The organism is Streptomyces sp. PA03-5A (genome assembly GCF_033792725.1).
Taxonomy (GTDB): domain Bacteria; phylum Actinomycetota; class Actinomycetes; order Streptomycetales; family Streptomycetaceae; genus Actinacidiphila.
In genome coordinates, this window is record NZ_JARAVL010000036.1 from 1 (window position 1) to 19,814 (window position 19,814).

Here is a 19,814-nt window from a genome sequence, read left to right on the forward strand (position 1 = left end):
TTCCGGCGTCGCCGTCGCGTCCCCGGGGCACCTGCCGGCGCCGGGGGGCGGCTCCGCCGCCGTCACCGCGGCCGCCACGGCCCCGGGCGTCGGGCCCCGGGCGGCCGGCGCCGTTCTCCCGGCCGGCCCGGTCACGCCGTTCGCCCCGCTCGCCGCGGTCGCCCCGCTCGCGCGGCGGCTCCCCGTCGCGGGTCACCACGCCCCGGCACCTTCCCGGCCGGCCGGACGGGCGGATCGGTGCGGGTGGAGGGCGCGGGGCCCCGGAGCAGCGGTCACGGGGTCTCCTTGGGGCTCGTGCTGGGCTTGGCGGAGGCGGACGGCGTCGGGCCCAGGGAGGCGGCCGCGGAGCCGCTGGGAGCGACGGTGGCGGGCGCCGTGCTCGGGCTGGGGGCCGGCACGTAGGGCGCGGCGCCGGGCCTGCCCAGGACCCTGCCGTCGGGGGCGAGGAAGGCCGGGTTGCCACCGGGGACCATGCCCAGGTCGCGGGCCTGCTCGTCCAGCGCGTCCGGCGCCGAGTACTGGTCGACCTCCTGCTGCAGCGCCTGCTCCTCGTCGGTGTACTGGGTGGTCTTCTTCTGCAGCTCGCTGAGCTTGAAGGAGTCCCGGTTCACCGCCGAGTTGAGCAGCAGCAGGGTGATCAGGCCGCCGCCCAGCAGCAGCACGATCAGCAGGACGAAGGGCGAGCGCGCCGCCGAGGTGCGCCGCCTCACGCCAGGGCCTCGCGGATCCGCTGGGCGCCGCGCAGCCGCGCCGGGGCGGCCCGGCGGTTGGCGGCGATCTCGTCCTCCGTGGGCAGCTCGGCGCCGCGGGTGAGCAGCTTGAGCCGCGGCTGGTACTGCTCCGGCACCACGGGCAGGCCGGGCGGCGCCGTGATGGCCGCGCCGGCGGCGAGGACGCCCTTGACGAGGCGGTCCTCCAGGGAGTGGTAGGACAGCACGACGATCCGGCCGCCCACGGCGAGCGTGGCGACGGCCGCGGGGATGGCGCGCTCCAGCACTGTCAGCTCCCCATTGACCTCGATGCGCAGCGCCTGGAAGGTGCGCTTGGCCGGGTTGCCTCCGGTCCGCTTGGCGGCCTGCGGCAGCGCCTCGCGGATCAGCTCGACCAGCCGGGCGCTGGTGGTGAAGGGCTCGCGTGCCCGCTCGCGGACGACCGCCTCCACGATCTTGCGGGCGAACTTCTCCTCGCCGTAGTCGCGCAGCACCCGCACCAGCTCGCCCGGCGGGTAGGTGTTGAGGACCTCGGCGGCGCTGATGCCCGCGGTCTGGTTCATGCGCATGTCCAGCGGCGCGTCCTGGGCGTAGGCGAAGCCGCGGTCGGCCTCGTCCAGCTGCATGGAGGAGACGCCCAGGTCGAACAGGACGCCCTGCACCTTCGGGACGCCGAGCCGCTCCAGCACCTCGGGGATCTCGTCGTAGACGGCGTGCACGAGGGTGGCCCGGTCGCCGTACGGGGCGAGCCGCTCACCGGCGAGCTTGAGCGCGGCGGGGTCGCGGTCGACGGCGACCAGCCGGACCTCGGGGAACCGCCGCAGCAGTGCCTCGCTGTGCCCGCCGAGGCCGAGGGTAGCGTCCACGACCACCGCGCCCGGCGCTTCGACGGCGGGCGCCAGCATGTCCAGGCAGCGGTCCAGCATGACCGGGACGTGGCGTGGCTCGGACGGGGTGGTGCTCATGAAGCCCTTCTCATCTGCTCGCGGGGACGTACCACTGGGTCCCCGCCCGCTCGTGGGCGGCCTTCTGGCACCGGGGAAGGAGTGCCAGCGGACCGGGGAGCGGGAGGAGGCCGAGCGTCACGTACTCGTACGTGAGCCATCAGGCTACGGGCGAGGTCACAGTAAGCCGGGAGGCACCTCCTGGGACAACGCCGAAAAGGCGTCTTCCTGACCCGCCAGATAGTCCTCCCAGGCCGCCGCGTCCCAGACCTCGACCCGGGTGTTGGCGCCGATCACCGCGCAGTCGCGGCGCAGTCCGGCGTAGTCGCGCAGGGGCTGCGGGAGGGTGACGCGGCCCTGCTTGTCGGGGACCTCGTCATGGGCGCCGGCGAAGAGCACGCGCATGTAGTCGCGTGCCGCCCTGGAGGTGAGGGGGGCGCTGCGCAGCTCCTCGGTGAGGGCGCGGAAGCCCTCGACCGGCCATACGTACAGGCAGCGCTCCTGGCCCTTGGTGATGACCAGGCCGTCCGCGAACTGTTCGCGGAACTTCGCGGGGAGGACCAGCCGGCTCTTGTCGTCCAGCCGTGGCGCGTACGTCCCGAGGAACATCCGCACCTCCCGCACCAGGTTGGTCGACCCACTTCGCGCCACTTTACTCCACCGGCCCCCACGGTCAACGAGAAGCCTGCCCTGGCACGGGCGCCCTCGTGGGCGTCCGCGCCCGAATCACCCGCACGGGCGAGCGCGCGCGACGCCTGTGGGTTACCTCACAGTGCACCGGTTTGACCGAGATTTGCCGGACCCTCCAGCAGGTCGGAAGAGACCGTGCCCTCTACGGTCGTGTCATGTCGATAAACGCGCATGAGTCCGCGGTTCCCGCCGGCACCGGCACGGCGTCCGTCACCGACCGGCTGGTCGAGGCGAACCGGCGCTACGCGGAGCAGTTCCGCGACCCCGGCATGGACGCCCGCCCCGTTCTGCAGGTGGCCGTGGTCGCCTGCATGGACGCCCGCCTCGACCTGCACAAGGCGCTGGGCCTGGAGCTCGGCGACTGCCACACCATCCGCAACGCCGGCGGTGTGGTCACCGACGACACCATCCGCTCGCTGACCATCAGCCAGCGCGCCCTGGGCACCCGCTCGGTCGTGCTGATCCACCACACCGGCTGCGGCCTGGAGTCGCTGACCGAGGAGTTCCGCACGGAGCTGGAGGAGGAGGTGGGCCAGCGTCCGACCTGGGCGGTGGAGTCCTTCCGTGACGTCGACCAGGACGTGCGGCAGTCGATGCAGCGGGTCCGGACGTCCCCCTTCCTGACCCACACGGGCGATGTGCGGGGGTTTGTGTTCGACGTGCACACCGGCCTGCTGCGCGAAATCACAAACGAGTAACGGAAGCGGAGTGACGCGGAGCATAGTTGAAGGGGAGAATGCTTCGTATAACGGGGAGGGCCGGTCCAGGGATGACCGTGTCCCCAGGAACGGGCCGAGGAGAACCGGGTGACGACCTATGACGCGCGAGCGAGCCTCAGCGATCTGACTGCCACGGCGGACCGCGTACGCCGGTCGGTGGAGAACGTGATCGAGGGCAAGCCCGAGGTCGTACGGACTGCGCTGACGGTGCTGCTCGCCGAGGGACATCTGCTCATCGAGGATGTCCCCGGCGTCGGCAAGACGATGCTTTCCAAGGCGCTGGCCCGGTCGATCGACTGCTCGGTCCGGCGCATCCAGTTCACGCCGGACCTCCTGCCGTCGGACATCACCGGGGTCAGCGTCTTCGACCAGCAGCGCCGCGACTTCGAGTTCAAGCCGGGCGCGATCTTCGCGCAGATCGTCGTCGGCGACGAGATCAACCGCGCGTCGCCCAAGACGCAGTCGGCGCTGCTGGAGTCGATGGAGGAGCGGCAGGTCACCATCGACGGCAGCACCTACCCGCTGCCGAGCCCCTTCATGGTCATCGCCACCCAGAACCCGGTGGAGATGGAGGGGACGTATCCCCTGCCCGAGGCGCAGCGGGACCGCTTCATGGCCCGGGTCTCCATCGGCTACCCCAGCATGGAGGCCGAGCTGGAGATGCTCGACGTGCACGCGGGCGTCAGCCCGCTGGACGACCTGCAGCCGGTCGCCCACGCGCACGAGATCGTCAAACTCGTCGAAGCGGTACGGACGGTGCACGTGTCCCCGGCCGTGCGGCACTACGCGGTGAGCCTGGTCTCGGCCACCCGGGACCACCCGGACCTGAGACTCGGCGCCTCCCCACGCGCCACGCTGCACCTGGTGCGCGCCGCCCGCGCCGCGGCGGCCCTGGACGGCCGGGACTACGTGCTCCCCGACGACGTCCAGACGCTGGCCGGCGCCGTGCTGGCGCACCGTCTGCTGCCGACCGCACAGGCCCAGTTGAACCGGCGCACCCCGGAGCAGGTCGTCGCGGAGATCGTGCAGCGCACGCCGGTCCCCGACCCGTACGGCAGCCGGTGACCCGGACGACGGACGGGGACGCTGGAGGTGCCGCGTGACCGAGCGTGAAAGCGGCTTCCGGGCCGCCCTGGGCGGCCTCACCACGCGGGGCCGCTCGTTCCTCGCCGCGGGGATCGCGGCGGCCGTGTGCGCCTACGTCCTGGGGCAGCCGGACCTGCTGCGGGTCGGCCTGCTGCTGGCCGTGCTGCCGCTGGTCTGCGTGGCCGTGCTCCACCGCACGCGCTACCGCGTCGCCGGCAGCCGCCGGCTGTCGCCCTCGCGCGTGCCGGCAATGTCCGAGGCGCGGGTGCACCTGCGGGTGGACAACGTGTCGCGGCTGCCCACCGGCCTGCTGATGCTCCAGGACCGGGTGCCCTACGTGCTGGGGCCCAGGCCCCGCTTCATCCTGGACCGGGTGGAGCCCGGCGGCCACCGCGAGGTGTCCTACCGGGTCCGTTCCGACCTGCGCGGGCGCTACCCGCTGGGGCCGCTGCAGCTGCGGCTGACCGACCCCTTCGGCATGTGCGAGCTGACCCGCTCCTTCAGCGCGTACGACACCCTGACCGTGGTGCCCCGCGTGGAACCGCTGCCGCCGGTCAAGCTCAAGGGCGACTCCTCCGGCTACGGGGAGAGCCGCACCCGCGCGCTGACCCTGGCGGGCGAGGACGACGTGATCCCGCGCGGCTACCGCCACGGCGACGACCTGCGCCGGGTGCACTGGCGCTCGACCGCCAAGTACGGCGAGCTCATGGTGCGCCGCGAGGAGCAGCCGCACCGCGCCCGGTGCACGGTGCTGCTGGACACCCGGGCCGTGGCGTACTTCGGCGCCGGGCCGGACTCGGCCTTCGAGTGGGTGGTGTCCGGGGCGGCCTCGGTGGCGATGCACATGCTGGAGCGCGGCTACTCCGTACGGCTGCTCACCGACACCGGCACCACGGTGCCCGGGAACGACGGCTTCGGCGGCACCGACTCCTCGGACGCGGCCGGCACCCTGCTGGACACCCTGGCGGTGGTCGACCACTCGGACGGCGCCGGGCTCTCCCGTGCGCTGGACGTGCTGCGCACGGGCAGCGAGGGCCTGCTGGTGGCGTTCTTCGGGGACCTCGACGAGGAGCAGGCCGCGATGGCGGGGCGGATGCGGCAGCGGGCGGGGGCCGCCGTCGCCTTCGTCCTGGACAGCGCCGCCTGGGGGGCGCTGGACGAGGACGGGACGGGACGGCCCGAGGCGCCGCGGACGGGCACGGACGCGGACGCGCCGGAGGACGGCTCGGCCCGGGCCGTGCGGATGCTGCACGAGGCGGGCTGGACGGTGCTCCCGGCCGCCGCCGGCGACGGGCTGCCCGACCTGTGGCAGCGCGCCGACCGGTACCGGTCGCGTGAGGAGGCGGGGACGCGATGATGAGCGGACGAGGGCGGCTCGCGGTCTGCGCGGCGGCGGCGACGCTGATGACCGCCTGCTCGCTGCTGCCGCTGGCGACGCCGAACTCGTGGATCCTGCAGGCCGCCTTCCTGGTGGCGCTGCAGACCGGGGTGGGCGCGCTGGCCCGGCGGGTGCCGCTGGCCCGCCCGCTGACCGTGCTGGCACAGGCGGTGGTCACGCTGCTGGTGCTCACCTTGATGTTCGCCGGCGAACAGGCCCTGCTCGGGTTCCTGCCGGGGCCCGCGGCGTTCACCCAGTTCGGCAACCTGCTGACGGCCGCGATGCAGGACGTGACCCAGTTCGCCATCCCGGCGCCGGTCACCCCGGGCATCCGGCTGCTGCTGCTCGGCGGCGTGCTGCTGATCGGGCTGACCGTGGACGCGCTGGCGGTGACCTACGGCAGCGCGGCCCCGGCCGGGCTGCCGCTGCTGGCCCTGTACTCGATCGCGGCGGGGCTGGCCGGGGGCGATGGCACCCGCTGGCCGTACTTCCTGCTGGCGGCCGTCGGCTACCTGCTGCTCCTGCTGGCCGAGGGCCGGGACCGGATCTCGCGCTGGGGCCGGGTCTTCGGCGGCGTCGGGTCCGGGGCGCGCGCCGGGTACGGAGGACCGACCGGGGCGGTGGCCCCGGTGCGGACCGGGCGCCGCATAGGGGCGATGGCGCTCGGCATCGCCCTGGTGGCGCCGGCGGCGCTGCCCTCGATGGGCGTCGGGCTGCTGCCGACGGGGGGCTCGGGCACGGGCAACGGACGCGGCGGCGGCACGATCTCCGCGGTCAACCCCGTGGTCGCGCTCCAGGACAACCTCAACCAGCCCGACGACCGGGTCGTGCTCCGGTACCGGACGAACGCCGTCTCCAACGCGGACATGTACCTGCGGATCGTGGCGCTGGACCGCTTCACCGGTGACAAGTGGGAGCCCGCGCAGCGCTCCCTGACGGGCGTGCCCAAGGTGCTGCCCAGCCCCCAGGGGCTCGGTCCCGACGTGAAGGCCACCGAGGTCGCCACCTCGGTCGCGGCGGACAAGAGCTACGTCCAGATGTGGCTGCCGCTGCCGTACCCGGCCACACAGGTGCAGGTCGACGGGCGCTGGCGCTTCGAGCCCACCGGCCGCACCATCATCGGCGACCGGGGCCAGACCACCTCGGACACCCGTTACCAGGTCAGCAGCCTGGCGCTGGAGCCGACCGCGGAGCAGCTGGCGAGCGCGCCGCCTGCCGACGCCCGGCTGCGGGCCGAGTACACGAAGGTGCCGGACTCGCTGCCCCCGGTGGTGGCGCAGACGGCCCTGGAGGTCACCAAGGACGCCACCAACGACTACGAGCGTGCCCTCGCGCTGCAGCGGTGGTTCACCTCGGGCGCCTTCTCGTACGACACCTCGGTGCGCTCCGGCACCGGTGTGCAGGCCATCACCCGCTTCCTGCGCAACAAGGAAGGGTTCTGCATCCACTTCGCCTTCACGATGGCGGCGATGGCGCGGACCCTGGGCATCCCCGCGCGGGTGGCGGTCGGCTTCACGCCCGGCACCTCGGAGTCGGACGGTGCGTACGCGGTGGGGCTGAAGGACGCGCACGCCTGGCCCGAGGTGTACTTCGAGGGCGTCGGCTGGACGCGGTTCGAGCCCACGCCGACCCGCGGCACCCTGCCGGGCTACACCCAGGAGGCGGCCACCTCCGACTCCGGGCCCACGGCGCCCGACACCCCTGAGCAGTCCGCGGGGGCCGGGGCCAGCACCGGCCCGACCGTCTCCCCGTCCTGCCTGGGCAAGGACGCCCAGCTCGGCAACTGCGACCCCCTGGGGCAGGCCTCGGGCGTCGGCACGCAGGACGAGCGGCTGTGGCCGCGGATCGTCACGTGGACGCTGCGCGTCCTCGCCTGGGCCGTGGTGCCGCTGGTGGTCCTGGTCCTGCTGCTGCCGCTGCTCTTGCGGCGCAGGCAGCGTTTCCAGCGACTGCGCGGCGGCGGCCAGGACCCGGCGGCACTGGCGGCATGGCTGGAGCTCACCGGGCGTGCCCGGGGCACGGCGGGAGCCGACGGGCAGGGGCAGGGCGGGGCATCGCAGGGCCTGACGGCCGGCGAGCTGGACGCCATGGGCGCCCGGGACGGTGCCCGGACCCTGGCGGCCTGGCTGGAGCTGATCGACACCGCGTGGGACTACGGTCTGCGGCCCGACGAGTCCGAGACCCCGCGCCGGGTCGCGGCGCGCCTCGTCCGCGACGGCGGGCTGGAAGGGCCCTCGGCGGAGGCGGCGCAGCGTCTGGCGACCTCGGTGGAGCAGGCCCTGTTCTCGCCGCGACCGCCGACGGCCACGGGCTCGGCGAAGGACGTCCAACTGGTGCGGGAGGGGCTGCGCAGGAACGCGGACGGCATGACGCGGATCCGTGCCGTGCTGCTGCCGCGTTCCACGGTCCGGGTCGTCTGGCGGTCCGCGGAGCGCTGGTCGGCGGCCTCGGCCCGCTTCTCTGCCAGGCTGCGCGGTGCGGGCGACGCCGTGATGCGACCGCTGCGGCAGCGCCGGAGCTCCTGAGGCCCCTGGGGGCCGGCCGGCCGGCCCCCAGGGGTCCGGTCCCCACGAGCGGCGCGCGGCGGTACGCGGTGCCGATCTGTCGGCGGGCCGCACGCCGCACCCCCGTCGGCCCAGAGGACAGCATGGCGAAGGGGGCGGGGTTCCGACCGGAACCCCGCCCCCTTCGTCTTGGTCTGTGTGTCAGTGGCCCTGTTCGTCGCGGCGCCGCTGCCAGCGCTCCTCGATCCGGTCCATCATCTTGCGCCGCGGCTGGAGGCGACGGCCCCGTCCGACGGCACCCTGCGGGGAGTTCCCCGCGGGAGCGGGGGCCGCACCCGGTTTGGCGGCACGGCGCCAGCCGGTGACGGCGAGAACGGCACAACCGAGCATCACGAGGAAGCCCACGACACTGATCCAGGGCTGCTGGGCGATCATGCCGCCCATCAACAGCCCGATGCCCACCAGGAAGCCCGCCACAGCCAGGTAGACGCGCCGCCTGGTGTAGGTGCGCAGCCCGCTTCCCTCAAGCGCCGACGCGAACTTGGGATCTTCGGCGTACAGCGCTCGCTCCATCTGCTCGAGCATGCGCTGCTCGTGCTCCGAGAGCGGCACGGAGTCCTCCTCCTCGTCGGTCGCGGGGGAGCGACCGGTACGACCCTTCCAGGATAGGCAGGGAATCGCCCCCGTGAAACCCGCCCCACTACGCCAATCCGACGGGGGGTGTTTTCCCCGTCGAACGCCACGTCATGCCAGCATAAGGCCCTGAACCGGGAATCGGGGGGCGTGTGACGGACTCCTCCCGGTGGGTGACCGGAAGAGGCAAGGGGCGCCGCCCCCGGTTCCGGCTCAGCCGCGCTCGGCCAGCACGTGCAACTGGGTCGCCACGGCGTGGAACGCGGGCTGCTCGGCGGCGGCCAGTTCCAGCCTCAGCAGGGCGTCCATCGCGCCCGGTTCGGTGTCCACCAGGACGCCGGGGACGAGGTCGGCGAAGACCCGGACACCGTGCACCGATCCGACCCGCAGCCCGGCGTCGGCGACCAGCGCGGTCAGCTCGCCCGCGGTGAAGCGGCGGGGCACCGGATCGCCGTCGCCCCAGCGGCCGTCGGGGTCGTCCAGGGTGTGCCGGGCCTCGCCGAAGTGACCGGCGAGCGCCCGGGCGAGCACGGCCCCGTGACGACTGGCGGCGAGCAGGCTGAGGGCGCCGGAGGCGCGCAGGGTGCCCGCGGCGTTGCGCACGCCCTCGGCGGGGTCGTCCACGTACTCCAGCACGCCGTGGCAGAGCACGACGTCGTGGCTGCCGGCCGGCACGACGTCGAGCAGTCCGTGGGCGTCGCCCTGCACCCCGCGGACACGTTCGGTGACGCCTGCCTCCGCCGCGCGGCGTTCGAGGGCGAAGAGCGCGTCGGGACTGGGGTCGACCACGGTGACCCGGTGGCCCAGACTGGCCACGGGTACCGCGAAGTTGCCGGTGCCGCCACCGGTGTCGAGCACGTCGAGGACGTCCCGTCCGGCGGCCTTGGCCTGCCGGTCCAGCGCATCGCGCAGGACCTCCCAGACCACGGCGGTACGCAGGGCTGCGCGGGGCCGCAGCGGTTCGGCCCCTCCTGGACGGGACATGCGGACGGCTCCTCGCGGACGGACGGGGCAGGGGACCGGTCGACCCGGCCTGGGACCCACTCTAGTGGGCTGCCGCCCGGCGGCCGATCAAGCGGGACGGCCCGTCTGCGGCCGGTCCAGCACGGGCTGCAGCACCAGCAGGCGCTCCACGAGCCGCAGGAACATCCCCGTCGCACGGACGAGGTCGTCGGCCTCCCGGGGGCTGACCGCGCCCTGGATGCCGGCCTCGGCGCGCGCCCGCTGACGGGCTCCCGCCTCGAACAGGGCGCTCCACTCGGCCAGTTCGGGCGCGACCTCGGGCAGCACCTCCCAAGCACTGCGTATCCGCTGCCGGCGCCGCCTGGTGGGTTCGGGGCGGCCGCGCACGGCGAGGACGGCGGCCGCGGTGCGCAGGGCGGCCAAGTGGGCGGTGGCGAAACGGTCGTTGGGGGTCTCCAGGACGGCGGCCTCATCGAGCCCCCGCCGGGCCTGGGCGAGCAGGTCGAGGGCGGCCGCGGGGGCGGTGGCCTTGCGCAGCACGGGGTGGACGTCGGCGGCACTGCCGCCGGCGACGGCGGCCCTGCGGGCTGGCACGGTCATCACATTCCTCCTGTCTTCGCATGACGTGTCCGACAGTTCCTGACCTTCAGCACTCATCGTGAAGCACACCTCTGACAATCGCGCTGACCTGCACAAACGGTCGCGGTGGCCGGACAACGTCCCTGGATTCGCGGTCCGGTGGCGCGATGCGTTAGTGTTTTTGCACTGACTGGTCAGTTCAAAGAATGGGGGCGGGCGAGTGATCACCGCGGAGGGGTTCGGGCTCATGGGGCCCCGGGGCTGGGTGTTCCGGGACGTCACCTTCACCGCGCCGGCGGGCGGTCTGGTCGCCGTCGAGGGTGCCTCCGGCTCGGGCCGCACCTGTCTGCTGCTGTCGCTGACCGGGCGCATGCGCGCCACGGAGGGCCGGGCCGAGGTGGCCGGGCTCACGCTGCCCAAACAGCTCGCCGCGGTCCGCCGCGTCGCAGCGCTCGGCCCCGTCACGGGGGTCGCGGAACTCGACCCGGCCCTCACCGTCGGCGAGCACCTTCGGGAACGCGTGCTGCTGCAGCGGCGGTTCGGCGGCTCGCTGCGCGAACTGGTGCGGCCCGGCACGACGGACAGGGCGCGCGTCGACGGGGCGCTGACGGCGGCCGGGCTGGACCTGTCGACGCTGCCCAAGGCCGAGCGCACCGCGGCCCGGGACCTGGAGCGGCTCGAGGCCCTGCGTCTGGGCACCGCCCTCGCGCTGCTGGGCCGCCCCAAGGTGCTGGCGGTGGACGACGCCGACCACAAGCTGGCCCCGGCGGAACGCGAGGAGGCCTGGGCGATGCTGCGGGCCGTCGCCGCGGGCGGCACGACGGTGCTGGCGGTGTGCTCCCAGGCTCCGGGGGACGCCGTCGTGGCGCGCACCCGGCCGGCCGCCGCGGAGACCGACACGCATACCGACGCTAAGACCGACGACGAGGAGGGGGCGGCCGATGCGCACGCCGAGGCTGGCAGCGCTTGAGCTGAGGAAGTTCGGCAGGGGGCGGCTGCCGCGCGCGGCCATGGTGTCGCTGCTGCTCCTGCCGCTGCTCTACGGCGCCCTGTACCTGTGGTCCTTCTGGGACCCCTACGGGCGGCTGGACAAGATCCCCGTCGCCCTGGTGAACGCCGACCAGGGCACCACCGTGAACGGGCAACGGCTCGCCGCGGGCGACTCCATCGTGGACGGCCTGCGGGAGAGCGCCACCTTCGACTGGCGCGAGACCAGTGCCGCCGAGGCGGCCAAGGGCGTCGAGGACGGCACGTACTACCTGTCGCTGACCATCCCGCGGGACTTCAGCGCGCGCGTCGCGTCGAGCTCCGGCGACCACCCGCGCACCGGCGCGCTCCAGGTGCGCACCAACGACGCGAACAACTACGTCGTGGGGCAGATCTCCCGCACGGTCTTCTCCGAAGTACGGTCCGCCGCCTCCACCAAGGCGTCGAGGGACTTCTACGACCGCATCTTCGTGGCCTTCTCCGACCTCCACGACGAGACGGTCAGGGCCGCCGACGGCGCGGACGACGTCACCAAGGGCGCGGGCTCGGCCCGGACCGGCTCCAAGAGGCTCGGCGACGGCATCTCCACCGCCGAGGACGGCGCGCGCCGGCTGGCCGGCGGCCTGCACACGGCGAAGAAGGGCAGCAGTTCGCTGGCCGGCGGGCTGGGGGCGCTCGACAGCGGCGCCGGCCAGGTCGCCTCGGGGACCCAGGCACTGGCCGACAAGGTCAACGGCGCCTCGGACGAACTGACCTTCGTCAAGCAGCACGTCAAGGAGATCAACGCGGTGGCCCGGGTCGTCGCCCGCGGCTCGCAGGCCGCCCGCGACGGCATCGGCGACCTGCCGCGGCAGTCGGCGCGGGCGGCCCGCGACGCCGAGGCGGCCGCCGCCGGGATCCACGACGCCTACGCCGAGCAGTGCCCCCTGGGCGCCGTCACCCCGCAGTGCCGGACGCTGAAGCAGGCCGTCGACGCCGCCGACGAGGTGGCGGGCGTCGCCGCCCGTCTCGACACCTACGTGCAGGGGCACTCCGCCGCCCTCGACGACCTCCGCGACGACCTCGACGCGCTGCACTCGGCGGCCGTGGCGCTGTCGGACCCGGCGCTCGCCACGAAACTGCAGAACGCCGTCGACGGCGTCAACCGGCTCAACGAGGGCGCCCACAAGGTGGCGAAGGGGCTGCGGACGGCGTCGGACGGCGCGGGCGCCCTCGACGCCGGGCTCCGGGACCTGGCCTCCGGGGCCGACACCCTGGCGGGCGGGATGTACCGGCTGTCGGACGGCAGCAACCAGCTGACGACCGGTCTGACCCGGCTCACCGACGGCAGCGGGCAGCTCGCCGACGGCCTGCACGACGGCGCGTCCCGGATCCCCGACTACGACGGCGCCGAGCGCGCCGACCGCACCGAGGTGATGGCCGACCCGGTCCGGCTCGCCGCGCAGTCGCTGCACAAGGCGCCCAACTACGGGACGGGCTTCGCCCCCTACTTCATCCCGCTGTCCCTGTGGGTCGGCGCGATGGTCGCCTACATGCTGCTGCCGCCGCTCAGCAGGCGCGCCATGGCCGCGGGCGCCCCCGCCTGGCGGATCGCGGTGGCCGGGTGGCTGCCGGTGCTCGCCATAGGGGTGCTGCAGACACTGGCCCTGATGGCGGTGCTGCACTGGGCGATCGGCCTGCAGATGGTGCGGGCGGCCGGGACGGTCGGCTTCCTCGTACTGGTGACCGCCTGCTTCGCCGCCATCGTGCAGTGGCTCAACGCCCGCTTCGGGCCGGCGGGACGCGTGCTGGTGCTGGCGCTGCTCATGCTGCAGCTCACCTCGGCGGGCGGCACCTACCCGGTGCAGACCAGCCCCGGCTTCTTCAACGCGATCCACCCCTTCCTGCCGATGACCTACGTCGTCGAGGGGCTGCGCCACCTCATCACGGGCGGCGGGCTCTGGCCGGTGTGGCGGGCGGTCCTGGTGCTGCTCGCCTTCACCGCGGGCGCGCTGGCGCTGACCGCGGTGGCGGCCCGCCGCAAGCAGGTGTGGACGCTGGACCGGTTGCATCCGGAGCTGTCCCTGTGAGGCCGCACGAAACCGGGCGCCCGGACCGTAGACAATCGTCGTCATGAACAGTGCACGACGGCAGGCCACCCGGCAGAAGCTCTTCCAGGCCGCGGTCACGCTCATCGCCGAGCAGGGCTTCTCCGCCACCACGGTCGACGAGATCGCCGAGCGCGCCGGGGTGGCCAAGGGCACCGTCTACTACAACTTCGCCAGCAAGAACGAGCTCTTCGAGGAGCTGCTGCGGCACGGCGTCGGCCTGCTGACGGCCTCCCTGCGGGAGGCGGGGGCGGGCGTCACCGCCCGCGGCGGCAGCCACGTGGACGCGATCGACGCGATGATCCGGGCCGGGCTCGCCTTCATCGCCGAGTACCCGTCCTTCACGCAGCTGTACGTGGCCGAGCTGTGGCGGACCAACCGCGCCTGGCAGGACACGCTCATGGTGCTGCGCAAGGAGGCGGTCGCGGTCGTGGAGCAGACGCTGCACGACGCGGTGACGGCGGGCGAGCTCAGCGACGAGATCGACGTGCCGCTCACGGCGGCCGCCCTCTTCGGGATGGTGCTCGTCGCGGCGCTGGACTGGCTGTCCTTCCAGCCCGAGCGCTCGATCGACGACGTGCACGCGGCCCTGTCGCGGCTCCTGCAGGGACGGGTCGCGGGGCACGCCCGAGCCTGAGCGCCGTACGACGGCGCGCCGCCCCGGCGCGGCCCGATCCCCCGTCGGGCCGTTCCGGGACGGCGCTCCCCCGTGCACCCCCGCTCCGGCCGGGCGCAGCGCCGTTCCGCCGCCCCGTGTCGGCGGTGCCGGTGCCGTGCCCTTCCGTTGCCTCCACCTTGGCGTCCGGGCCGCCCCGCGCTCATCCGTGCGGGTACTCAAGTGGGGGTCTGAGTACAGGTACTCATGACCGGGTCGTATCGCTCAAAGGCCGCGGTGGTTTTCCAGGGCTTCGGTAGCATCACGGCCCATGTCGGTACTTCCGCTCGTGTTCACCAGCGGCTGGGCGAGCGGGATCAACGCCTACGCCGTGGTCTTCCTGCTGGGCCTGATGGGCGCCACGGGCGTCAGCGACCAGGTGCCGCCCGCCCTGGAGCGCACCGACGTGCTGATCGCCGCGGGGATCCTGTTCCTCTGCGAGGCGGTCGCGGACAAGATCCCCTACGTCGACACCACGTGGGACGCCGTGCACACCGCGATCCGGCCGGTCGCCGGGGGCGTGGTGGCGGCCCTGCTGGCCGGGCAGGACGGCTCGCTGCCGCAGCTCGCCGCGGGCGCGGTCGGCGGGACGACGGCGCTGGTGAGCCATCTGGTGAAGGCCGGGCTCCGCATGGGCGTCAACACCTCGCCGGAGCCCGTGAGCAACATCGTGATCAGCCTCGCGGAGGACGTCGGCGTCGCCGCGATCATCGTCTTCGCGCTCTTCCACCCGGTGGCCGCGGCGAGCATCGCGGCCGTGCTGCTCGTGCTGGGCGTCATCACCGTGATCTTCATACTGTCGCGGATCCGCCGTGCCTGGCAGCGCTGGAAGGCCCGCAGGGAACGCCGCAAGGCCGGTCGCGGCGTTGTCGGTGGCTGGGGTTAGAGTCCCGTTCATGGCACGGATTGCGGTGATCGGCGCGGGGATGGGCGCCATGGCTGCCGCCGCCCGGCTCGCCACCGGCGGGCACCGGGTGGCGGTGTACGAGCGGGCCGGCACCCACGGGGGCGGTGTGCGGCGGCTGGAGCGCGCGGGCTTCGGGTTCGACACCGGCCCGGGCCTGCTGCACCTGCCCGCCGTCTACCGCGACCTGTTCGTCAAGACCGGCAGGGAGAGCCTGGAGGACAGCGTCGCGCTGCGCCAGGTCGACCCGGCGAGCCGCCACCTCTTCTCCGACGGCACGTCCGTGTCGCTGCCCAACGCGTCCCGCGGCGGGGTCGTCGCGGCCCTGGACGCGGCGCTCGGCACCGGCGCGGGCGAGCGCTGGAGCGAGCTGCTGGTGCGGGCCCGGGAGGTGTGGGAGGCCACGCGCCGCCCCCTGCTGGAGGACGCGCTCGCCGGCGACCCGGCCGCGCTCGGCCGCGATCCGTATCCGGCTCCTCCCGTGCGACGGGGGCTGTTCCGGCGCGGCGCGCCCACCCTGGCCGACGTCGCCCGGCGCGAACTGGACGATCCGCGGCTCGCTGCGCTGCTCGGCTCCTATGCCCTGGCGTACGGCTTCGACCCCCGCACCGCGCCCGGCAGCGCCACCGTGCTGCCGTACATGGAGCAGACCTTCGGCAGTTGGTACGTACGCGGCGGCATGCGGGCGCTGGCCGACGCCGTGCACGCCCGGTGCGTGGCGCGGAGGGTTGAGTTCCACTTCGGGACCGGGGTCGCGGGGATCGTGGAGAAGGACGGCCGTACGGCCGGTCTCGAACTCGCCGACGGCACAAGGGTGGAGGCCGACACGGTCGTCGCCGGTGTCGCCCCGTGGCTGCTGCCCCCGCTGCTGGCGCACGGCGCCGGGGACGTCCGGCCCGACGACGGGGTGTGGGACGGCATCGGTCCCGGCCCCCGCTGCGAGGGCCCCGGGCGCCTCACGGTCTGCCTGGCGCTGCGCGGGGCCCGGCCCTCGGACGCCGTGCACCGTACGGTCGTCCACACCGCGGACCTGGAGGCCGAGGCGGCCGCACTGGCGCGGGGCGAGCTGTACGACCGCCCGACGGTCACGGTGCTGCGCCCCGACGACGACACCCTGCGGCCCGACGACGCCTCGGAGTCGGTCACGTTGAGCGTCACGGTCCCGCCCCACGGCCCCTCGGGGGTGGACTGGCGGGCGCCGGGTACGGCCGAGCGCGTCGCGGATGCGGCGCAGGAGGCAGCGGCCGCGGTCCTGCCCGATCTGACGGACCGCCTGCTGTGGCGGGCCGTGCACACGCCCGCCGACACCGAGGAGGAGACGGGCACCCCGGGCGGCCGGCTCCCCCGCCCCGCCCTGGCCGGCGCGGACGGGGCTCATCTGCACCCCGGCAACCGGCTGCTCGTCCCCGGTCTGTACCTGGTGGGCGGCTGGTCCCACCCCGGTGGCGGCCTCGCCCACACCGGCATGTCCGGTGCCATCGCCGCCGACCTCATAGCGGGCGGTCCCGGCGGCAGCCGCTGAGGCACGCGTCCCGCGCCCGGACACCGGTGGCTTCCCCTACCGTCTGTGCTCCGCGCCGCGCGCGCGGACCGAGGCGGCCGTCGCGGTGCGCGGCCCGCTGCCCGGACTCCTGCGCCTCGTCCACCGGCGGCAGCCCGTCGCCGCCGCGGACGTGGAGGTCCTCGGTGACGCCGGGCTGCTGGACTTCCGGCTGGAGCGGGTCGGCTTCGGCTGACGGGTCCGCGCCCCGTGGGCGCTAGCTGTAGCGGTAGGGGTCGTACGGGTCGTACTGGCCCTGCTGCTGCCCCTGCTGCTGGCCCTGCTGGTCGTAGGTGTTCTGCTGCTGCGGAACGTAGGGCTGCTGCTGCTCCCCGCCCTGCTGCGGCACCCACACGCCGCCCGCCGGGGTGTCGTAGCCGTACTGCTGCTGGGTGCCCTGACCCTGGCCCTGGCCCTGCCCCTGGTACGGGTCCTGGTAGCCGCCCGCGTAGGTGCCGTAGGCCGCCGTCTGCTGCTGCTCCCAGCCGCCGGTCTGCTGCTGCTGTCCGTAGGCGTCGTACGAGGCGGCGGCGGGCTGCTGTTGCTGTTGGCCGCCGTTCCAGTCGCCGTAGCCGGTGGTGGCGTAGTCCTGGTAACCGGCGCCCGCGTACGGGTCCTGGGCGTAGTTCGGCTGCCCGTTGTACATCGGGTACTCGCCGCTGTCCTCGTGCATGGGCATGGGCTGGTAGACCTGCGTGGAGTCCATCCCTGCGGGTGCCGCCGCGGCCGGGCCGGCGGCGGCGTAGCTGTCGTAGGACTGCCCGACGCCCGCACCGGCCTGAGTCTCGCCCGCGGGCTCCTCGTACGGCGTCGCCAGGCCGTCGTCCGGCAGCTCGTCGCGCTCCGCGCCCCGGCCGCGGCGGCCGGCGGCACGGCGTGGCAGCGGCGGCGCCTCCTCGTCGTCCTCGTCGTCGGCGCCCTCCTTGGGGGAGCGCAGTGCCCAACCCTCGACGAAGCCGCGGCGGTAGGAGAGCGTGACGAACGTCTGGCCCGCGCCGAAGGCGACGGCACCGGCCACGATGACGAGGACCGAGGGCAGGTAGACGCCCAGGACGACACCAAGGAACCCCGCGAAGGCCAGCAGTCGCCACCTCAGCCGCGCCTTGTACTGCAGGAGCACTTCACCGAGCAGCCACAGCGCGACCACCCCGAAGGCGATGTAGAGCACTGTGTAGGCCATGAGCGCACTTCCTCACCGTTCACCGTCGTCGGCCCACTGGGGCGGCGGGTCCGCCCTCACGACCTCTGGTGCAGTCCCAGATTCTCGTAGATTTCCAACGACGCCGTGGAGTGATTAAGGGTAATGAAGTGCAGCCCCGGGATGTCCTCGGCCATCAGCCGCCGGCACATCTCGGTCGCGTACTCGACCCCGATCGCCCGCACCGCGGCCGGATCGTCCTTGACCGCGAGGATACGGTCCGCGAGCTCCTGCGGGAAAGGCGCGTTGCCGAGCTGGGCGAAGCGCTCGATCTGCTTCACGTTCGTGACCGGCATGATCTCGGGGATGATCGGGGTCTCGCAGCCCACCTTCCCGACGCGGTCGCGCAGGCGCAGGTAGTCCTCGGCGTTGAAGAACATCTGGGTGATGGCGTAGTCCGCGCCCGCCCGGCACTTCTCGACGAAGTGACGCGTATCACTTTCCCAGTCGGTCGAGCGGGGGTGCATCTCGGTGAAGGCGGCGACACCCACGCAGAAGTCGCCCGACTCCTTGATGAGCCGGACCAGTTCGTAGGCGTGGTCGACGCCCTCCGGGTGCCGCAGCCACTCCCCCATGGGGTCGCCGGGCGGGTCGCCGCGCAGCGCGAGCATGTTGCGGATGCCCGCGTCGGCGTACTGGCCGATGATGTTGCGCAGCTCGGCGACGGAGTGGTCGACCGCGGTCAGGTGGGCCACCGGGGTCAGGGTGGTGTCGGAGGCGATCCGCTCGGTCGCCCGGACCGTGCCCTCGCGGGACTTGCCGCCCGCGCCGTAGGTGACGGAGACGAAGGTGGGGCCCACCGCCTCGATGCGGCGGATCGCGTTCCACAGGGTCCGCTCGCCCTTTTCGGTCCTCGGCGCCATGAACTCGAAGGAGTACGAGCGCTCGCCGGAGGCCAGCAGCTCACGGATGGTGACCGCGTGATCGGTCCTGGTGGAGGCGGTTCCGAGGGCCATGGGCCTCAGGCTATCGGCGAGGACTGGGCCGTCCCAACAGACGACGCCCAAAAGTCCACCCCTTGGACATCCCGCGCTCGCGGCGCGAGACGGCCCCGCACGGCGCCCGCCCCCCCTGCGGGCCGCCGCTGCGCCGTCGTCCGGTCCTCGCCCGGTCCTCGCTCAGTCCTCGTAGGAGCGCACCCGCTTGGCCAGCTCGGCCGCCGCGGCACCCGGGTCGGCCGCCTCGGTGACGGCCCGTACGACCACGATCCGGCGGGCCCCGGCGTCGAGCACCTGCTCCACGTTGGACAGGTCGATCCCGCCGATCGCGAACCACGGCCGGTCCGTGCCCAGGCCCGCCGCGTACCGGACCAGGCCGAGGCCCGGCGCGGGCCGGCCGGGCTTGGTCGGGGTGGGCCACACCGGCCCGGTGCAGAAGTAGTCCGCACCGGGCTCCACGGCGGCCGCGGCCGCCTCGGCCTCGGAGTGGCAGGACCGCCCGATGACCACCTCGTCGCCGAGGATCGCACGGGCGGCCGGCACGGGCAGGTCGCCCTGGCCCAGGTGCAGGACGTCCGCCCCGGCGGCGTGCGCCACGTCGGCACGGTCGTTCACCGCGAGCAGCCTGCCGTGCCGTCCGCACTCCTCCGAGAGGACCGCGAGGTACTCCAGCTCCTCGCGGGCCTCCAGGCTCTTGTCGCGCAGCTGGACGACGTCGACCCCGGAGGCCAGCACGGCGTCCGCGAACGCCGCGAACTCCGCCAGGCCGCCGTGGCGCTTGCGCGCGTCGGTGCACAGGTAGAGCCGGGCGTCGGCGAGCTGGGCGCGGATGCCCGTGCTGGTGCTCGTGCTCGTGCTCGTACGCGTGCTCATACGGGCGGGTCCCCCTCGGGTGGCTGCGGCGGTGGCGGGTCGTTCGGTCAGACGGCGAGTGCCTGGGCGCGACGCTTCACCTCGGTGCCGCGGTTGTCGCGCAGCGCCTGGACGGGGGTGCCGGGCAGGCTCTCGTCCGGGGTGAACAGCCACTCCAGGGTCTCTTCGTCGCTGAACCCGTCGTCCTTGAGCAGGGTGAGGGTGCCCGCGAGGCCCTTCACGATCTTCTCCTCGCCGATGAAGTCGGCGGGGACCATCAGCACCCGGTTCTCACCACGGCGCACGGCGATGAGCTGGCCCTCCTTGATGAGCTGGCGGACCCGGGTCACCTCCACGCCGAGGCGCTCGGCGACGTCGGGGACGTACAGCCAGGAGGGGACGAGGGAGTCAATCTTTGCGTCGATCTCGGTCACAGGACAAGCGTGC

At 73.8% G+C, this 19,814-nt stretch carries 21 protein-coding genes; 10 read left to right on the plus strand and 11 right to left on the minus strand.

Annotated features, from left to right (window positions below):
• The 4 genes from PV410_RS34545 to mraZ all read right to left on the minus strand — a co-directional run.
• Positions 1 to 199 (minus strand): hypothetical protein (locus PV410_RS34545; RefSeq protein WP_500329846.1); only part of this gene is annotated, 199 nt, incomplete at its 3' end.
• 73 nt (positions 200 to 272) lie between these two features.
• A complete protein-coding gene (gene ftsL / locus PV410_RS34550) occupies positions 273 to 710 on the minus strand; it encodes a cell division protein FtsL (RefSeq protein ID WP_500329848.1) in 438 nt (145 codons plus the stop codon).
• Entirely contained in the window at positions 707 to 1,675 is a 969-nt protein-coding gene (gene rsmH, locus PV410_RS34555; RefSeq protein ID WP_500329850.1) for a 16S rRNA (cytosine(1402)-N(4))-methyltransferase RsmH, read from the minus strand. Before rsmH ends, ftsL begins: the two co-directional genes overlap by 4 nt.
• Positions 1,676 to 1,831: 156 nt before the next feature.
• Positions 1,832 to 2,305, minus strand: coding sequence for a division/cell wall cluster transcriptional repressor MraZ (gene mraZ, locus PV410_RS34560; RefSeq protein ID WP_500329851.1), 474 nt, complete (start codon positions 2,303 to 2,305; stop codon positions 1,832 to 1,834).
• 194 nt (positions 2,306 to 2,499) lie between these two features.
• On the opposite strand from mraZ, the gene PV410_RS34565 reads away from it, so the two are divergent.
• The 4 genes from PV410_RS34565 to PV410_RS34580 all read left to right on the plus strand — a co-directional run bounded on the left by PV410_RS34565 (position 2,500) and on the right by PV410_RS34580 (position 8,052).
• A complete protein-coding gene (locus PV410_RS34565) occupies positions 2,500 to 3,042 on the plus strand; it encodes a beta-class carbonic anhydrase (RefSeq protein ID WP_499511367.1) in 543 nt (180 codons plus the stop codon).
• A 108-nt stretch (positions 3,043 to 3,150) separates the two neighbouring features.
• Entirely contained in the window at positions 3,151 to 4,128 is a 978-nt protein-coding gene (locus tag PV410_RS34570; RefSeq protein WP_500329853.1) for an AAA family ATPase, read from the plus strand.
• 34 nt (positions 4,129 to 4,162) lie between these two features.
• Positions 4,163 to 5,506, plus strand: a complete 1,344-nt coding sequence (locus PV410_RS34575; protein WP_500329855.1) for a DUF58 domain-containing protein — start codon at positions 4,163 to 4,165, stop codon at positions 5,504 to 5,506.
• Complete coding sequence (locus PV410_RS34580; protein ID WP_500329952.1) at positions 5,506 to 8,052, plus strand: transglutaminase TgpA family protein; 2,547 nt, start codon at positions 5,506 to 5,508, stop codon at positions 8,050 to 8,052. Before PV410_RS34575 ends, PV410_RS34580 begins: the two co-directional genes overlap by 1 nt.
• Positions 8,053 to 8,232: 180 nt before the next feature.
• On the opposite strand, the gene PV410_RS34585 is transcribed toward PV410_RS34580, so the two are convergent.
• From PV410_RS34585 to PV410_RS34595, 3 genes are all read right to left on the minus strand, one after another.
• Positions 8,233 to 8,643 (minus strand): SCO2097 family morphological protein, encoded by a 411-nt coding sequence (locus PV410_RS34585; protein WP_500329857.1) that lies wholly within the window; start codon positions 8,641 to 8,643, stop codon positions 8,233 to 8,235.
• A gap of 234 nt (positions 8,644 to 8,877) precedes the next feature.
• Positions 8,878 to 9,648 carry a methyltransferase gene (locus PV410_RS34590; RefSeq protein WP_500329858.1) on the minus strand — a complete coding sequence of 257 codons (771 nt, stop codon included), beginning with the start codon at positions 9,646 to 9,648 and terminating at the stop codon, positions 8,878 to 8,880.
• A gap of 87 nt (positions 9,649 to 9,735) precedes the next feature.
• Positions 9,736 to 10,227 (minus strand): SAV_6107 family HEPN domain-containing protein, encoded by a 492-nt coding sequence (locus PV410_RS34595; protein WP_500329859.1) that lies wholly within the window; start codon positions 10,225 to 10,227, stop codon positions 9,736 to 9,738.
• A 226-nt stretch (positions 10,228 to 10,453) separates the two neighbouring features.
• On the opposite strand from PV410_RS34595, the gene PV410_RS34600 reads away from it, so the two are divergent.
• The 6 genes from PV410_RS34600 (at position 10,454) to PV410_RS34625 (ending at position 16,575) form a co-directional block, all read left to right on the plus strand.
• Positions 10,454 to 11,176, plus strand: coding sequence for an ATP-binding cassette domain-containing protein (locus PV410_RS34600; protein ID WP_500329954.1), 723 nt, complete (start codon positions 10,454 to 10,456; stop codon positions 11,174 to 11,176).
• Complete coding sequence (locus tag PV410_RS34605) at positions 11,148 to 13,262, plus strand: YhgE/Pip family protein (RefSeq protein ID WP_500329860.1); 2,115 nt, start codon at positions 11,148 to 11,150, stop codon at positions 13,260 to 13,262. Before PV410_RS34600 ends, PV410_RS34605 begins: the two co-directional genes overlap by 29 nt.
• 43 nt (positions 13,263 to 13,305) lie before the next feature.
• Positions 13,306 to 13,917 carry a TetR/AcrR family transcriptional regulator gene (locus PV410_RS34610; protein WP_499511375.1) on the plus strand — a complete coding sequence of 204 codons (612 nt, stop codon included), beginning with the start codon at positions 13,306 to 13,308 and terminating at the stop codon, positions 13,915 to 13,917.
• 289 nt (positions 13,918 to 14,206) lie between these two features.
• Positions 14,207 to 14,821: a DUF4126 domain-containing protein gene (locus tag PV410_RS34615; protein WP_499511376.1), complete on the plus strand. Its 615-nt coding sequence runs from the start codon at positions 14,207 to 14,209 to the stop codon at positions 14,819 to 14,821.
• 10 nt (positions 14,822 to 14,831) lie between these two features.
• Positions 14,832 to 16,361 (plus strand): phytoene desaturase family protein, encoded by a 1,530-nt coding sequence (locus PV410_RS34620; protein WP_500329862.1) that lies wholly within the window; start codon positions 14,832 to 14,834, stop codon positions 16,359 to 16,361.
• 85 nt (positions 16,362 to 16,446) lie between these two features.
• Complete coding sequence (locus PV410_RS34625; protein ID WP_500329863.1) at positions 16,447 to 16,575, plus strand: hypothetical protein; 129 nt, start codon at positions 16,447 to 16,449, stop codon at positions 16,573 to 16,575.
• 21 nt (positions 16,576 to 16,596) lie between these two features.
• Here PV410_RS34625 and PV410_RS34630 read toward each other — a convergent pair whose 3' ends face one another.
• The 4 genes from PV410_RS34630 to PV410_RS34645 form a co-directional block, all read right to left on the minus strand.
• Complete coding sequence (locus PV410_RS34630) at positions 16,597 to 17,559, minus strand: hypothetical protein (RefSeq protein ID WP_500329864.1); 963 nt, start codon at positions 17,557 to 17,559, stop codon at positions 16,597 to 16,599.
• A gap of 56 nt (positions 17,560 to 17,615) precedes the next feature.
• Complete coding sequence (gene metF, locus PV410_RS34635; protein ID WP_500329866.1) at positions 17,616 to 18,533, minus strand: methylenetetrahydrofolate reductase [NAD(P)H]; 918 nt, start codon at positions 18,531 to 18,533, stop codon at positions 17,616 to 17,618.
• Positions 18,534 to 18,695: 162 nt separating this feature from the next.
• On the minus strand, positions 18,696 to 19,388 hold the full coding sequence (gene thiE / locus PV410_RS34640) for a thiamine phosphate synthase (protein ID WP_500329867.1): 693 nt from the start codon (positions 19,386 to 19,388) through the stop codon (positions 18,696 to 18,698).
• Positions 19,389 to 19,435: 47 nt separating this feature from the next.
• A complete protein-coding gene (locus PV410_RS34645; RefSeq protein WP_500329869.1) occupies positions 19,436 to 19,801 on the minus strand; it encodes an Rv2175c family DNA-binding protein in 366 nt (121 codons plus the stop codon).
• Positions 19,802 to 19,814: the final 13 nt, after the last annotated feature.